Annotated in this window: 18 protein-coding genes; 8 read left to right on the forward strand and 10 right to left on the reverse strand. The window is 73.2% G+C overall.

All coding sequences use genetic code 11. The features are described 5' to 3' along the window. Window positions 1–68 precede the first annotated feature (68 nt). A complete protein-coding gene (locus tag V5D56_RS03145; RefSeq protein WP_435737615.1) occupies window positions 69–779 on the forward strand; it encodes an ANTAR domain-containing protein in 711 nt (236 codons plus the stop codon). Then, window positions 776–1,471: a GAF and ANTAR domain-containing protein gene (locus tag V5D56_RS03150; RefSeq protein WP_435737616.1), complete on the forward strand. Its 696-nt coding sequence runs from the start codon at window positions 776–778 to the stop codon at window positions 1,469–1,471. The genes V5D56_RS03145 and V5D56_RS03150 overlap by 4 nt, the downstream gene beginning before the upstream one ends. Window positions 1,472–1,480: 9 nt before the next feature. On the opposite strand, the gene V5D56_RS03155 is transcribed toward V5D56_RS03150, so the two are convergent. The 4 genes from V5D56_RS03155 to V5D56_RS03170 all read right to left on the reverse strand — a co-directional run bounded on the left by V5D56_RS03155 (window position 1,481) and on the right by V5D56_RS03170 (window position 5,291). Continuing rightward, window positions 1,481–2,839, reverse strand: coding sequence for a cytochrome P450 (locus V5D56_RS03155; RefSeq protein ID WP_435737617.1), 1,359 nt, complete (start codon window positions 2,837–2,839; stop codon window positions 1,481–1,483). Beyond that, entirely contained in the window at window positions 2,836–3,324 is a 489-nt protein-coding gene (locus V5D56_RS03160; protein ID WP_435737618.1) for a DUF4383 domain-containing protein, read from the reverse strand. Before V5D56_RS03160 ends, V5D56_RS03155 begins: the two co-directional genes overlap by 4 nt. A gap of 10 nt (window positions 3,325–3,334) precedes the next feature. After that, window positions 3,335–4,216, reverse strand: a complete 882-nt coding sequence (locus V5D56_RS03165) for a manganese catalase family protein (protein WP_435737619.1) — start codon at window positions 4,214–4,216, stop codon at window positions 3,335–3,337. 184 nt (window positions 4,217–4,400) lie between these two features. After that, window positions 4,401–5,291 (reverse strand): SDR family oxidoreductase, encoded by an 891-nt coding sequence (locus tag V5D56_RS03170; protein WP_435737620.1) that lies wholly within the window; start codon window positions 5,289–5,291, stop codon window positions 4,401–4,403. A gap of 164 nt (window positions 5,292–5,455) precedes the next feature. Between V5D56_RS03170 and V5D56_RS03175 the strand changes: the two genes are divergently transcribed. From V5D56_RS03175 to V5D56_RS03190, 4 genes are all read left to right on the forward strand, one after another. After that, window positions 5,456–6,118, forward strand: a complete 663-nt coding sequence (locus V5D56_RS03175; protein ID WP_435737621.1) for an ANTAR domain-containing protein — start codon at window positions 5,456–5,458, stop codon at window positions 6,116–6,118. A 141-nt stretch (window positions 6,119–6,259) separates the two neighbouring features. Then, window positions 6,260–6,892, forward strand: a complete 633-nt coding sequence (locus tag V5D56_RS03180) for a DUF2231 domain-containing protein (protein ID WP_435737622.1) — start codon at window positions 6,260–6,262, stop codon at window positions 6,890–6,892. Then, a complete protein-coding gene (locus tag V5D56_RS03185; RefSeq protein ID WP_435737623.1) occupies window positions 6,889–7,689 on the forward strand; it encodes an SDR family NAD(P)-dependent oxidoreductase in 801 nt (266 codons plus the stop codon). The genes V5D56_RS03180 and V5D56_RS03185 overlap by 4 nt, the downstream gene beginning before the upstream one ends. A gap of 536 nt (window positions 7,690–8,225) precedes the next feature. Then, window positions 8,226–8,378 (forward strand): hypothetical protein, encoded by a 153-nt coding sequence (locus V5D56_RS03190; RefSeq protein WP_435737624.1) that lies wholly within the window; start codon window positions 8,226–8,228, stop codon window positions 8,376–8,378. On the opposite strand, the gene V5D56_RS03195 is transcribed toward V5D56_RS03190, so the two are convergent. Continuing rightward, the gene (locus V5D56_RS03195; protein WP_435737625.1) at window positions 8,359–8,784 is read right to left on the reverse strand and encodes an STAS domain-containing protein; all 426 of its coding nucleotides are present in this window, start codon (window positions 8,782–8,784) and stop codon (window positions 8,359–8,361) included. The genes V5D56_RS03190 and V5D56_RS03195 overlap by 20 nt on opposite strands. Before the next feature lie 231 nt (window positions 8,785–9,015). Here V5D56_RS03195 and ctaD point away from each other — a divergent pair, with 231 nt between their 5' ends. Next, the gene (gene ctaD, locus V5D56_RS03200) at window positions 9,016–10,830 is read left to right on the forward strand and encodes an aa3-type cytochrome oxidase subunit I (RefSeq protein WP_435738941.1); all 1,815 of its coding nucleotides are present in this window, start codon (window positions 9,016–9,018) and stop codon (window positions 10,828–10,830) included. Between the two features lie 28 nt (window positions 10,831–10,858). Here the strand turns inward: ctaD and V5D56_RS03205 are convergent, their stop codons facing one another. Further along, the gene (locus tag V5D56_RS03205) at window positions 10,859–11,545 is read right to left on the reverse strand and encodes a hypothetical protein (RefSeq protein WP_435737626.1); all 687 of its coding nucleotides are present in this window, start codon (window positions 11,543–11,545) and stop codon (window positions 10,859–10,861) included. A gap of 113 nt (window positions 11,546–11,658) precedes the next feature. After that, window positions 11,659–12,096, reverse strand: a complete 438-nt coding sequence (locus V5D56_RS03210) for a DUF6098 family protein (RefSeq protein WP_435737627.1) — start codon at window positions 12,094–12,096, stop codon at window positions 11,659–11,661. A 218-nt stretch (window positions 12,097–12,314) separates the two neighbouring features. Here V5D56_RS03210 and V5D56_RS03215 point away from each other — a divergent pair, with 218 nt between their 5' ends. Next, entirely contained in the window at window positions 12,315–12,503 is a 189-nt protein-coding gene (locus tag V5D56_RS03215; RefSeq protein ID WP_435737628.1) for a hypothetical protein, read from the forward strand. 26 nt (window positions 12,504–12,529) lie between these two features. Here the strand turns inward: V5D56_RS03215 and lgt are convergent, their stop codons facing one another. From lgt to V5D56_RS03230, 3 genes are all read right to left on the reverse strand, one after another. Further along, window positions 12,530–13,501, reverse strand: a complete 972-nt coding sequence (gene lgt / locus V5D56_RS03220) for a prolipoprotein diacylglyceryl transferase (RefSeq protein WP_435737629.1) — start codon at window positions 13,499–13,501, stop codon at window positions 12,530–12,532. Window positions 13,502–13,608: 107 nt separating this feature from the next. Then, window positions 13,609–13,851 (reverse strand): hypothetical protein, encoded by a 243-nt coding sequence (locus tag V5D56_RS03225; RefSeq protein ID WP_435737630.1) that lies wholly within the window; start codon window positions 13,849–13,851, stop codon window positions 13,609–13,611. A gap of 23 nt (window positions 13,852–13,874) precedes the next feature. Continuing rightward, window positions 13,875–14,132, reverse strand: coding sequence for an acyl carrier protein (locus V5D56_RS03230; protein WP_251152845.1), 258 nt, complete (start codon window positions 14,130–14,132; stop codon window positions 13,875–13,877). Between the last annotated feature and the right edge of the window lie 310 nt (window positions 14,133–14,442).

Below are 14,442 nucleotides of genomic sequence, written 5' to 3' on the forward strand. Positions count from 1 at the left end.
GTCGTCGAGCGGGCGGGCCGATCGATGGAAAACTGGGTCGGGTCGGGTCGACAGGGGATGGAGGACAGGTGGACGCTTCGGCGCTGCTCGGACTGCTCGCGCGGTCGCTCGCCGGCATCGACGCCGACATGGCGATGCCGTCGAGGCTGTGCCGGGCGTGCGTCGAGATCCTCGGGGCGCAGAGCGGCGCGCTGACGGTGCGCGCCACGCCCGAGGACCGGGTGACGGTCAGCTCCTCCGACGGCATGTCGGCGGAGATCGAGAACCTCGAGGAGCTGCTCGGCGAAGGGCCGGGCCAGCTCGCGCTGGACGAGGACCGCATCGTCGTCACCGAGCTCGACGGCGGCAGTCCCACGGACGCGAAGTTCCCCGTGTTCTCGCACCTCGTGGCTTCTCTCAGCGGCCCGGCGACCGCGTACGCGGTCCCCATGCGCGTCGGAGGTCGTCCCATCGGCGTGCTCAGCCTCTACGTCACGTCCGGCGGGCTCGCGCGCGACGCCGAGGACGTCCAGTTCCTCGCCGACGCGGTCGGGACGGCCCTGCTCGGCGAGATCGAGTCGATCGACTGGTCGGCGAGGTCCCGGATCCACCAGGCGACCGGCATGGTCACCGCGCAGCTGCACATCTCGCCGCGCGACGCGCTCACGGTCCTGCGCGCGCACGCGTTCGCGGACTCCGCCACGCTGGAGGACGTCGCGCAGGACGTGCTCGCGCGGCGCATCGCTTTCACCGACGACGAGACCGACGCGGTCACGACAGAGAGGACCGAGGAGCCATGACGCCGCGCACCCCCACCGACTCCCTCGCCGACGCGGCCCGGGCGCTCCTCGGCGAGCACGACGTCACCGACCTGCTCGTGCGCCTCACCCGGGACGCCGTGCAGTTCGCCGACGCGGACGCCGCCGGGCTCCTCGTGCGCGCGGACGGACGCCTGGAGACGCTGACCACGACGTCCCACACCGCCGAGCATCTCGAGGCCTTCCAGTCCCAGCGCGACGAGGGGCCCTGCGTCGACGTGGTCGAGACCGGGCAGACCGTCGAGGCGGTCGGCCACCAGGAGATCGTGGGCCGCTGGCCGACCGTGGGGCCCGCGATCGTCGCGGCGGGCTTCCGCGCCGTGCACGCGGCGCCGCTCGCGTGGCAAGGGGGCGTCGTCGGCGGGCTCAACCTCTTCGGTCGCGAGCCACGGGCTCTCGAGGAGGGGCAGCGCCGTGCCGTGCAGGCGTGCGCGGACATGCTCACCCTCGTCGCGGGTCAGCCCTTCCGCCTCAGCGGTCTGGACTTCAGCCGGAGCATCACGCGGGCCCTCCGCGACCGGGTCGTGGTGGAGCAGGCGAAGGGCGCGCTCGCCCACCAGCTCGGCGTCGACGTCTCCGCCGCCTACGACGAGCTGATCACCCGATCGGAGCGCGAGGGCGTCACGCTGACCGACACCGCGCGCGCCGTCCTCGCCGAGGCCCAGCGACGCTGAGCCGGTCCGTCAGGCCGCCCGCGCCCGCGCGACCCCGACGTCGCCGCGCGCGAGCGCGCCGGACCGGAACCCGAACCGCAGGCCGAGGTGGTCGACCGTGCAGGGCAGCGGGTCGTCCGCGAGGTAGCGTCCCCGGCTCACGGTCAGGTCGAGCGTCGCCAGCCGGGCGAGCGCGTGCGACGCGACCAGCAGGACGACGTTGCGCCCCGGGCACGAGACCGGGCCGGCGCTGAACGGCACGATCCCCCAGTCGGCGTCCGCGCGCCCGTCGAGCCACGCCTCGGGCTCGAACGCGTCCGCGAAGGCCAGCCGGTCGCCGTCGCGGTGGAAGAAGGCGCTGAGGACGACGAACCCCGTCCCGGCCGGGAACGCGCGCGTCCCCCAGCGCACCTCCCGGGTCGTGTCCCGCAGGACCGCGAGCGTCGTCGGCCAGAGGCGGACCGCCTCGAGCACGCACCCGCGCCCGTAGGGCAGGACGCTCGGTCCCCGCCCGGACGTCGCGAGCTCGGTCACGATCCGTTCCCGCACCTCCGGGCGCGCGGAGGCGACGGCCAGCGCGCGGAACGTCGCGGCGCCCGCGGCGTCGAACGCGAACAGCCAGTGCGGGATCTGTCCCCGCACGGCGTCCGCCCCGCCGACGTCACGGCCGCGCGCCGCCAGCGTTCCCGGCTCGGCGACCGCGACGTGCTCGGCGATGCGCCGCTCCAGGCCCGCCTGCAGCCACGGGCGGCGCGGGCGGAACCACGACCAGTTGCCGTCCCGGCGCAGCGCGTCGAGCAGCGCGCTGAGGTGCTCGTCGTCGCGCGCGGAGCTCCCCAGGACGAGCGTCCGCACCGCGCGCCACCACGCCGCCGCGAACGTGTCCCAGTCGAGGCGGCCGCTCCTCTCGACGCCGTCCGCGAGGTCGCGCGCCTCGCGGTCGACGACCGCCGTGAACGTGTCACCGTCGGCGTGCACGGGCTGGCGCATGTCGAGGAGCGCCTCGTTGAACGGACGTCGCGTGCGGCGGTCCGCGGTCGAGGAGATCAGGACGCCGTCCGGCTGGAAGTGCGCGAGCGCGCCGCGCTTCTCCCACGAGGCGGGCGTGTACGGGTCGGGAGAGCCGTCGAGGATCCGCTCGACGTGCTCGGGGTGCACGGCGAGCACGAGGCGTCGCGCGCCGAGCCGGACGACGAGCGGCGCGCCGTCGTACCGGTCGCGCAGCTCGCGCAGCAGCCGGCGCGCGCGCCGGTCGACCTGCCGGCGCTCCGCCCACGCCGTCACCGCAGGCCGTCGGACGATGGCGCCCTGGGCGACGAGCGGACCGAGCACGTCCCGCAGGACGCGCCCGGTCTCGCTCGTCGTCAGGTCGACGGGGGTGTCCGTCACGGGCGACGAGCCGTCGTCGTCGTACCCGTGGTCGCGGTCGTGTCCTTCCGGACGGGCCAGAGCGCGATGGCGAGACCGGCGACGGCGCTCACCGCGTGCAGGACGTTGTCGGCACCGTTGATGTTGAGCAGGTTCGCCTCGGGGTCGTTCACGACGATCAGGCCGTAGACGAACGCCGCCCCGTACCCGATCGCGAGGATCCACCCGTAGGTGCGTGCGCTGCCCGATCGGCTCCACATCAGGACGCCGAGCAGGCCGATGACGAGGTGGACGACGTTGTGCAGCGGGTTGATCGCGAACCCGAGGAGGGTCTGCGAGTGGTCGTGCATCGTCCAGTCGTCGAACCCGGTGATCGCGAACCCCACCGCTCCCACGAGGAGGTAGACGACGCCGATCACGAGGGCGAGGTACTGGTGGACACCCCGGTGGGCGCGTGCCGGACGGGCAGCCGCGCCCGAGGCGCCGGAGGTGGATGCGGCAGTCATGACGTCCTCCTCAGTCCTTGTGCAGGGCGTCCTTGACGACCCCTGCGGCCTTCTCGAGCCCGGACGGCTTCGGCGTGGTGCCGTGGAACCGCTCGTCGGGCTGGGTGGGCGGCGGCATCGGGACGCCGGCCGGCGGCGTCGGCACGTACTCGAACTCGCCCTTGCCGTCCGGGGTGGGACCGCTCGCCCAGCGGCCCTCGGACGCGTGCTCGCCGTCCGAGAAGTTGATGTACTGGTACGACACCGACCGGTCCTCCTGCTTCAGCGGGAACGTGCTCGGCACGGGGAGCTCCTCGATGCCCTCGTCGCGCAGCTCCTGGGCCGCCGCGAGCCACTGGTTCTGGTGCATCGTGTCGCGCGCGAGGAGGAACGCGAGGAGGTCCTTCACGCCCGCGTCGTCGGTCATGTGGTAGAGCCGGGCGACCTGGAGCCGGCCCTGCATCTCGGCGTTCGCGTTGGCCGTGAAGTCGGCCAGCATGTTGCCGCTCGCCGTGATGTAGCCGGCCGTCCACGGGTTCCCGTTCGAGTCGACCGGTCGCGCGCCCGCGCCCGCGACGATGGCGTGCTGCGGATCGGTCCCCCCGACGATCGCCGCGACCGTCGGGTCGTCCTGCATGGCGCCCTCGACGACCCCGACCGGCGCCTTCTCAAGCAGCTGCGCGATCATCGTCGCGAGCATCTCGACGTGGCCCATCTCCTCCGCGCCGATGCCGTAGAGGAGGTCCCGGTACTTGCCGGGGAGGTGCGCGTTCCACGACTGGAAGCCGTACTGCATGGCGACGGTGATCTCGCCGTACTGCCCGCCCAGCACCTCTTGGAGCTTGCGGGCGTAGACGGCGTCCGGCTTGTCGGGCTTCGCGCTGTGCTGCAGCTCTTGACGGTGGAAGAACATGGTCTCTCCTTCGAGAGAGAGTCGGCCGCCACGGCACGGCACCGCGTGCCCGGACGACCCCGGCACGCGCCTCGTTCTCGACGCGTCGAACGTGCGTCCAGCGTCGACCGGCGTCCGCCCGGTCGCATCTCGGGACGGCTCCCGAGAGGCGTCCGGGAAGGCCGACGCCGGCCGACGGGACGCCTCAGAGCAGCTTGCCGCCCGTGACGCCGAGGCGGTCGCCGGTGATGTAGCTGGACTCCTGGGAGGCGAAGAAGACGTACGCGGGCGCCAGCTCCGCCGGCTGGCCGGCGCGCCCCAGCGGCGTGTCGCCGCCGAACTGCTCGACCTTCTCCGCGGGCATGGTCGACGGGATGAGCGGCGTCCAGATCGGGCCCGGCGCGACCGCGTTGACGCGGATGCCCTCCTCGGCGAGCTGCTGCGACAGGCCCCGCGTGAAGTTGAGGATCGCCGCCTTGGTGGACGCGTAGTCGAGGAGCTGCGGGCTGGGCTCCGACGCCTGGATCGATGTGGTGTTGATGATCGAGCCGCCGCGCGGCAGGTGGTCGAGCGCCGCCTTCGTGATCCAGAACAGCGCGTAGACGTTGGTCTTGAGCACGCGGTCGAGCTGCTCGGTCGTGATGCCGCGCAGCCCCTCGTCCTGGGCCATCTGGTACGCGGCGTTGTTGACGAGCACGTCGAGGCCGCCGAGGCCCGCGACCGCGTCCTGCACGAGCTGCCGGCAGAAGGACTCCTCCCGGATGTCGCCCGGCAGCAGGACAGCCGTGCGACCCGCCTGCTCGACCCAGCGTGCCGTCGTGCGGGCGTCCTCCTCCTCCTCGGGCAGGTACGAGATCGCGACGTCGGCACCCTCGCGCGCGAACGCGATCGCGACCGCGCGCCCGATGCCGGAGTCGCCGCCCGTGATGAGCGCCCGCTTGCCGTCGAGGCGGCCGGATCCCTCGTAGGACTCCTCGCCGTGGTCGGGCTCCTGCGACATGTCGCCCGTGCGGCCGGGGGGCTCGAGGTCGTCGGCCGGCTGCTCCGGCTCGGGGTGCTGCGTGGTCGGGTCCTGCGGCGTGGTCTGGTCCGTCATCGAGTGCTCCCGTCTCGGTCGGGTGGTTCCCGTCCAGCATGGGCACGACCGCGCCGGCTCGCAGCGGCACGCCCGTGCCCACGGTGCGAGACGCGGCACGCTGCGTACGGTGGAGGTCAGGACGGTCGCGGACCGTCGCACGCCGACACGACAGGACGGACGCCATGAGCATCTCCCGCTACCCGTCCGAGTTCGCCCAGCGGGCTGCAGCAGTCCTCGGGTCCGACCTCGAGGTCAGCATCACGCTGCGCGAGCACGGACTGAGCCTGCGCGCAGGGAGCAGCACGGCGGCGGCGGCACGGTGCGACCAGGCGGAGGCGCTCGCCGACTCCGGGCCGTGCATCGACGCGATCGGGAGCAGGACGGCCGTCCTCGTCCCCGCCATCGCCGCGGACGACCGCTGGGAGGCGTGGCGCGACCAGGCCGTGCGCGAGGGCTTCGTCTCCTCGCTGGGCGTCCCGGCTCTGGTGGGCCCGGACGTCGGCGTCGCGCTCAACCTCTACTCCCGGAAGCCCGATCCCTGGGACGACCGCCTCCTCGCGGCGGCCGACTCGTACGCGCAGCTCGTCGCGTCCGCCGTCCGGCTGCACCTCGAGCTCGCCGAGCTGGAGGACCGCACGGCCGGCCTCTACCGCGAGATGTCCGACGTCGTCGCCGTCGAACGCGCCGTCGGCGCGATCATGCACACGAACGGCTGCAGCGAGGCGGAGGCGCGGCGCATCCTGGAGTCCGCCTCGCAGCACCGCAACGTGAGCGGGCGAGAGGTGGCCGAGACCGTCCTGCGAGCCCTCGTCGTCTCCGACGACGACCCCGTCCACGGGAGCTGAGCACCCCACCGGCACCGTGGGCCGTCGAGCTCCACCGGCTCCCCCGGGATCCCGCCCCGGCGGGCGAGCGTGCGGCGGGGATCCTGCCTACGGTCGACGACGAGGCGTCGAGACCTGTGCGCACCCGACCGAGGAGGCGCCATGTCCACCGAACCGACCGACACCCCCGTCCTGCTGAGGGCCGTGCGACGGCTCGAGGAGTCGCCGAGCGTCGACGGCCTCTCCGGCATCGTCCGCGGCGTCGCCCTCGCCGTCGTGCCTGCCCACGGCAGGCTCCGCGAGGAGCTCCACGGGCGCTCGCTGGGCCACGCGCTGCACTCGTCCCTGACCGACGTCCCGGTCGGCCTCTGGACGAGCGCCGCGGTGCTCGACGTCGCGGGCGGCGAGCGCAGCGCCCCCGCGGCCCAGCGTCTCGTGGGTCTCGGTCTCCTCGCCGCGGTCCCCACGGCGCTCTCCGGGCTGGCGGACTACCTCGCGGTCGACGCCCGGGCCCGCCGCGTGGGCTCGGTCCACGCGACGCTGAACGGCGGGGTGTCGGTCCTGTACGGAGCGTCGTGGCTCCTGCGGCGTGCGGGCCGACGACGCGCGGGCGTCGCCGTCGCGATGCTCGCCTACGGCGTCGCAGGGGCGAGCGCGTATCTCGGGGGCCACCTCGCGCAAGCCCTGCGCGAGCCCCCGGCCGACGTCGCGCTGGGCGCGGAGGACGACGACGCGCTGGGCTCCGCGGACGACGCCCCGCTCCGTTCCACAGGCGACGCCTCGGGGTCGGCGTGAGGTCCCGGCGCCCGCCCGCAGACCCGGCAGACCGCGACGTCGCGCTGGTCACCGGCGCGTCGAGCGGCATCGGGCTCGCGATCGCGCGCGAGCTCGTCGACCGCGGTCACGACGTGCTGGTCGTCGCCGATCGGGACGTCGACGACGCGGTGCGGCACCTGGACGGCCGCGGCGGCGTCCGCGTGACCGGGCTGGAGGTCGACCTGACGGTCCCGTCGGGGGTCGAGGCGGCCGCGGCCCGTGCCCGCTCGCTCGGCGTACGGACAGTCGTGCTCAACGCCGGCGTCGGGGTCCACGGGCCGTTCTTCCGCACGCCCCTCGCCGCCGAGCTGGGGCTTGTCGACCTCAACGTCCGGTCCGTCGTGCACCTCACCCACCTGCTGCTGCCGGAGCTGCTGGCGCAGGGCGACGGGCGGCTGCTCGTCACGTCGTCCGTCGCGGCGACCATGCCGGCCCCGCTGTTCAGCACCTATGCGGCGTCGAAGGCGTTCCTCCGCTCGTTCGCCTGGTCGCTCCGGGGTGAGCTGACCGGTACGGGCGTCTCCGTGACGACGCTCCTGCCCGGCCCGACGCGGACCCCGTTCTTCGCCGAGGCCGGGATGCGTCGCACGCGCGTGGGACGACTGCCGAAGCCCTCCGCGGTGATGGTGGCGCGCAAGGCCGTCGACGCGCTGGAGGAGGGACGTCCCGAGGTCACCACGGGCGCGGCCGGGAAGTCGATGCTCGCGATCTCCGGCGTGCTCCCGCAGCGCGCGCGCAGCGCGTTCCACGGCTGGTTCTACGGGCCCGGAGCGTGAACCGCAGCCGGGTCAGAGCCAGCCGCGCCGCTTGAACACCGACCACAGGGCGATGCCCAGGACGACGATCATCACCAGGGCGAAGGGATATCCCCGCGTTCGGTGATGCGCAGCGCGTGGTCGAGGACGTTGCGGAGCTGGTTCTGCACGGACTTCTCTCCACCGCGCAGCAGGGCCTCGAGCATGCCGGGAGCGGCCTGATCCCGCGCTGGAACCCCGCGACGTGAAGGCCGCAGAGCGTACGACGGTCGCGTTCCACGACGGGACGCTCCACGTCGCGACCCCGCCACAGGACGACGCCTTCGGCCCCTCGGGAGCCCTCGAGGTGACGCTCCAGCTGCCCGCCGGCTCTCGTTTACAGGTCACCGGCAGCGTCGAGCTGCGAGGCGTCGGCCGGCTCGGCGACGTCACGGTGGAGAGCGCGTACGGCGCGATCACGCTCGACGAGGCCGAGAGCGTGCACCTCCACGAAGGGCGACATCCGCATCGCCGAGGCTCTGCGCGGAGCTCCCGTCCTGAGCACGCGGCTGGGCGACGTGTCGGTCGACGCCGCCCCCGGCGTGTCCGCCTCCCTCGACGCCGGCACGAGCTACGGCCGGGTCAGCAACGCCCTGCGGAACGACGGCGCGGCCACCCTCGAGATCCGAGCGACGACCACCCAGGGCAGCATCACGGCCCGCAGCCTCTGAGCGGTCCGCCGGTGTCGGCGGTCGCGTCGTGGGCGGGGTCGGGCTCGACGCTCACGGCCGGCACGATCCCCCCGGCCAGCGCCTCTCGCACGCAGGCCGGTGCGCCGCGCAGCACGACCGGGTGCCGCGCGGCGCGTCCGAGCCGGCTCAGGAGCTCGAGCCCCGCCGCGTCGCAGGACCGCACGCCCGACAGGTCGACGACGATCGAGCCCGGCACGCGCCGAGCCATGGCCTCGACCTCGGCGCAGAACGACTCCAGGGCCGTCCGGTCCAGAGCGCCTCGCAGAGCCCACGGCCCTTCGAGGCAGTAGGTGACACCCCGAACGCACGATCGATGCGTGCGTGGACGGGAGTCGGCCCGGGCCGTGGTCGAGGTGTCGGGTCCCCACGAAAGCTCCATCGCCATCGCAGCGCCTCCGTCGTCGCTCCGACGGGCCGCGCCTCGACCCTCCTCAACCGTACTCCGACCGCGGGGTGGACGCCGCTCGTGGCGGTGCACGGGGCGCGGCCAGGCGCGACGGAGCGCGTCGCGGGCCACGGTCCTAGACTCGGACCAGGGACGACCCGTCGCCCCTCGCGTGAAGGATGCCGCGCCCCGACCGAGGACCGCTCGGAGGCGCTCGTGCTGGACACCGGCATCCCCACGACCACCCGGCCCGCCGCCGCCCCAAGACCTGGTCTCGGCCGCGCCGTGCTGCACTGGGTGACGACCACCGACCACAAGACCGTCGGTCGGATGTACCTCGTCGCCTCGTTCCTCTTCTTCTGCGTCGGCGGGCTCATGGCGCTCGTGATCCGCGCCGAGCTGTTCGAGCCGGGGATCCAGCTCGTGCAGAGCAAGGAGCAGTACAACCAGCTGTTCACGATGCACGGCACGATCATGATGCTGCTGTTCGCCACCCCCCTGTTCGCCGGGTTCGCCAACGTGCTCATGCCCCTGCAGATCGGCGCGCCGGACGTCGCCTTCCCCCGGCTCAACATGCTCTCGTTCTGGCTGTTCCTCTTCGGCGGGATCATCACCGTCGCCGGGTTCTTCACGAGCCACGGCGCGGCGTCCTTCGGGTGGACCGCGTACACCCCGCTGTCCCGCGAGCCGTTCAGCCCGGGGGTGGGCGGCGACCTGTGGGTCTTCGGCCTGGCGCTCGCCGGGTTCGGCACCATCCTGGGTGCCGTCAACTTCATCACGACGATCATCACGATGCGCGCCCCGGGCATGACGATGTTCCGGATGCCGGTGTTCACGTGGAACACCCTCGTCACGAGCCTGCTCGTGCTCATGGCGTTCCCCGTGCTGGCGGCCGCGCTGCTCGCCCTGGGCGCCGACCGTCGGCTCGGGGCGCAGATCTACGACCCCGAGAACGGCGGAGCCCTGCTGTGGCAGCACCTGTTCTGGTTCTTCGGCCACCCCGAGGTCTACGTCATCGCGCTGCCGTTCTTCGGGATCGTCACCGAGATCCTGCCGGTGTTCAGCCGCAAGCCCCTCTTCGGGTACAAGGGCATCGTCTACGCGACCATCGCCATCGCGGGTCTGTCGATGACCGTGTGGGCGCACCACATGTTCGCCACGGGCGCGGTCCTGCTGCCGTTCTTCGCCTTCATGACGATGCTCATCGCCGTCCCGACGGGCGTGAAGTTCTTCAACTGGATCGGCACGATGTGGCGAGGCAAGCTGACGTTCGAGACGCCCATGCTCTGGGCGGTCGGCTTCCTCGTCACCTTCCTGTTCGGCGGCCTCACGGGCATCGTGCTGGCGAGCCCCGCCCTCGACTTCCAGGTCCACGACTCCTACTTCGTCGTGGCGCACTTCCACTACGTCGTCTTCGGCACGGTCGTGTTCGCGATGTTCGCCGGCTTCTACTTCTGGTGGCCGAAGCTCACCGGCCGGATGCTCGACGAGCGACTCGGCACGATCCATTTCTGGCTGCTCTTCGTCGGCTTCCACACGACGTTCCTCGTCCACCACTGGCTGGGCGTCGAGGGCATGCCACGCCGCTACGCCGACTACGCCCCGAACGACGGCTTCACCTGGGAGCACCAGGTCTCGACGGTCGGAGCGTTCCTCCTCGGCGCGTCCACCCTGCCGTTCCTGTGGAACGTCTACACCACGTGGCGCAACGCACCGAGGGTCACCGTGGACGACCCGTGGGGGTACGGCCGCTCCCTCGAGTGGGCCACGTCCTGCCCGCCGCCACGCCACAACTTCGAGTCCCTGCCCCGCATCCGCTCGGAGTCCCCGGCGTTCGACCTCCACCACCCCGAGGTGGTGTCCATGGAGCACGTCGAGACCGAGCCCGGGCCCGGCGAGCAGGTGTACGGAGAGGCCGACCGCCGCGGCGAGACGGGGCTCGCCCGGGAGCACGTCGTGCGTCAGCCTCCCCGCCAGGACTCGACCAGCACCCGGATCGACGACGACGGCGGGCCACCTCGGGAGCGGCCGACGGAGAGCTCCTAGCGGCCACGACCGCGCACGTGCCGGAGGCTCAGGCGCTCGTGGCCGTCCCGAAGCTCAGGCGACGCTCCAGGACGTCGTCGATCACGGACCCCAGGGAGGAGGCGCGCGCCAGCGCGCGAGCACGGAGGACCGCCAGGGCGTCGTCGGGCCCGACCCGCAGCTGGGCGATGACCATCCCGATCGCGCGGTGCCGTCTCGTCTGGTCGGGCCACTGCTGCTCGAGCGGGGCGCGGGACCCGAGCAGCACGGCGCACGCCGTGTCGGCGACCGGCTGCGCCTCGTGGTCGGCGATCGGTGGGTCGCCCGCGTCCTGGTACAGCGTCAGCGACCCCAGCGGGCGTCCCTCCAGGCGCATGGGCACCGCGACGACGGTCGCCGACGTCCCCGTCGCCGTGGCCGCCGACGCGAACACCGAGAGCGCCGACGGACCCTCCGCGTCGCTCGCGAACGACAGCTCGATGCCGTGGTTCTCGACGTAGGCCAGCCGGCCCGGTCCTTCGCCGAGCACTTCCTGCAGGTCCTCGAGCCGGAGCGTCGTCTCGTCGGACGTGGTGGCGCTCAGCCGCTCGAAAGCGGTCGGCAGGAGCGTCAGCGCGCCGCCCGTCGCACCCAGGAGCTGCACGCACGCGTCGCACAGCCCGCTCGCGAGGGGAACTCCCGGATCAACCCGGGCGAGCAGGCGCGCGAGGCGCGCCGGCTGCGGTGGTTCGACCACGGGCATCGCTCCTTCCGCGCCCAGTCTCGTCGCCGTCGATCCTGCTCGCCTCCCCCGACCGGCGGAGCGTCGAGCTCCTCGAGCGCCCCGGGAAGCGCCGGGGCGTGGTCGCCTCAGGTGCCGTCGTCCCCGGCGTCGAACACCTCGCGGTAGAGGTTCCGCGCCGCGTCCACCACGCCGGGGTCGAGCGAGGCGGCGGGCACGACCCGCACGAGAAGCGGCTCGCAGTCCGGACCGCGGCCCGAGACCTCGCCCGTGAGGAGCCACGGGAAGCGGTCGGACGTCATGAGGTGGGCGTACTGGCAGAGCTGCCGCGCCACCCAGTGCTCGACCGGCCGGTCCCACCACGGCTCGGGGTTCATCGGGTTGACGCTCAGTCCCGGCAGGAGGCAACCGCTCTCGTGGTCACGGCTCACGCTCTGCCGGTCCTCCTCGGGGCCGGCGCTGAACCGGACGTACAACGGGTCGACCACCCGGACCAGCTCGGCGACCTCCGCGAGGCTCCGCAGGCGCGGGAGCCCGTCGAGCGTCATCTTCTCCTCGGTCGGCATCCGGACCTCCTGGCGTCCGCGGGCACTGCTCGTGCCGCGCGACCGGTGCGGGCCAGTTCTCGACGCCGTGACGGCCGCACGAGGGCGACCGCCCCCGCCAGGTTACGAGCGTTCGCTCCCGCGGGCACCCCAGGGCTGCGAGCGCCAGCGGCGCGTGCGACGGTGACCGGACCGGCGCGCGCGAGGGCGCGCGACGACGTCTGACGGAGGAGGCCGGCATGAGCGAGAGCGACCAGCAGGGCGGCGGCTACGACCCGAGCGAGGACCCGGACGCGGACCCGCGCTCCCTGAACCCGCGGGAGGGCGAGGGAGCCGAGGGCGCCGGCAGCGGGGGCGACCCCGACGCCGACCCGGCGAACCTCAACCCGCGCTCGGGCGGCGAGGCGTCGGGCGACGACGGCGACTGACGCAGACGACCCGGGGTCGTCGACCTCTACCCTGGCTGCGGATCCTCGCCGGGCGCGCGGCCGTCTCCGACGGGAGCGGGTCGCGGCCCGGCGTCGGTCGCCGCCGACCCGCCCGGCTCCGCCGGGGTCGTCGACGACGCGCCATGCTCCGCCGGCTCGCGTCCGGGGACGTACACGGACGTCTCGGGCTCAGGGTGCTGGCGACCCCGGACCACGACGATCGCGACGCCCAGCGCGACGGCGAGCAGCGCGCCCCAGATGTTGGCGGGCAGGCCGAGCGGGGTGACGCTCGTGGGGTCGATGCGCAGGGCCTCGAGCCACACGCGGGCGGACCCGTACCAGACGAGGTAGACCCCGAAGGCCCTGCCCCACCGCAGCCCGAACCGCTTCTCGAGGAGAAGGATCACCCCGATCCCCAGGACGTTCCACAGCAGCTCGTACAGGAACAGCGGATGGAACAGCGTGCCCGCCGGTAGTCCGTCCGGGAACGCGGGGTTGCTCGCCGGGATCTCGAGCCCCCACGGAAGCGTCGTGGCCGCGCCGAAGAGCTCGTTGTTGAACCAGTTGCCGAGCCGTCCGATCGCCTGCGCCAGGAGCATCGCGGGGGCGAGCGCGTCCGCGAACGACCAGAAGCGGATGCCGGCGCGCCGGCACCCGATCCAGGCGCCGAGCGCCCCGCCCAGGAGCGAGCCCAGGATCGCGATGCCGCCCTCCCACACGTACAGCACGCGCAGCGGGTCCAGGCCCGAGCCGAAGTAGTCGCCGTAGTGCGTGAGCACGTGGTAGATCCGGGCGCCGACGATCCCGAACGGCACCGCCCACAGCGTGATGTCGAGCACCGCGCCGGGGTGGCCGCCGCGCTCGGTGAGTCGTCGTGACGTGAGCCAGACCGCGGCGACGATGCCCGCGAGCAGGCAGAGCGCGTAGACGTGGAGCGTCAGGGGGCCCAGGCTCAGAGACGCCCAGGAGAGGTCGGGGCTCGGGATTCCGAGGCGCATGCGGGACTCCTGGGTCGACTGCCCGCGACCCTACCGCACCGCCGGGTCGGCCAACCGGCCGCGACGACGGGGGCCGCGGTGCGCCGTGCACCGCGGCCCCCGTCGGATCACCCGCTCACGCTGTCGGTGACGTCCGCCCCGGTGGTCTCGCGCGCGCAGTGGCTGCAGCAGAAGGTCCGGTCCCCGACGTCGACGCCGTGGCCCAGGACCGCACAGCCGCAGTGCTCGCACCGGACCGCCATCGCGTGCACCGCGCACTCGAAGGAGTCGAAGACGCCGCTCGAACCGTCGTGCCGCGTGATCGTGAAGGTGCGGTCGTAGTCGTTCCCGCACATGTCGCAGGTAGCCATGACGGCTCCCTCCGTGGTCGGCGTCAGCCCTGCTGGGAGCCCTGGGGCGAGGTGGCGGACGTGCCGTGCTGCGTCAGCTCCGCCAGGAAGCGGTGGCACTGCTGCGCGCGCTCCGAGTCCTCCTGCATGACCTTCTCGAAGAAGGACGCGATCTCCTCCTTGCCCGCGTTGCGTGCGTCGCGGACGTACTGGCCGTAGTCGTGCCCGGCCTTGAGCGAGTGGTACTGCACCGAGATGAGGTCGAACGTGACGTCGTCGAACCCGGTCTCTCCTGTGGCCATGATCTGCTCCTCCGGCGCACCGACGTCGGTGCGTGGTCGTGGTGCCGAGCCGCGGCCCGGCGCGTGCGACGGCCTCCTGCTGGACCACGTCCACCGTCGCAAGGCTCGTGGCGCTCGCAACCGCAGCGGTCGTCGACCGGTGGTCGGGGGCCGATCGGGCACCGGTCGGACGCAGCGGGCCCGTCCAGTTGTGAGCGGGGCGAGCCGCCCTACCGTGAGGGAACAGGTCCAGCAAGAGGCCGTCACCGGTGGCGCACGAGCCCTCTTGCGGTCTCGTGCTCCGCCGTCAGTGCCAGCGCCCGACCACGGG

The organism is Cellulosimicrobium sp. PMB13, assembly GCF_051294865.1.
In the GTDB taxonomy this organism is placed as follows: Bacteria; Actinomycetota; Actinomycetes; order Actinomycetales; family Cellulomonadaceae; genus Cellulosimicrobium.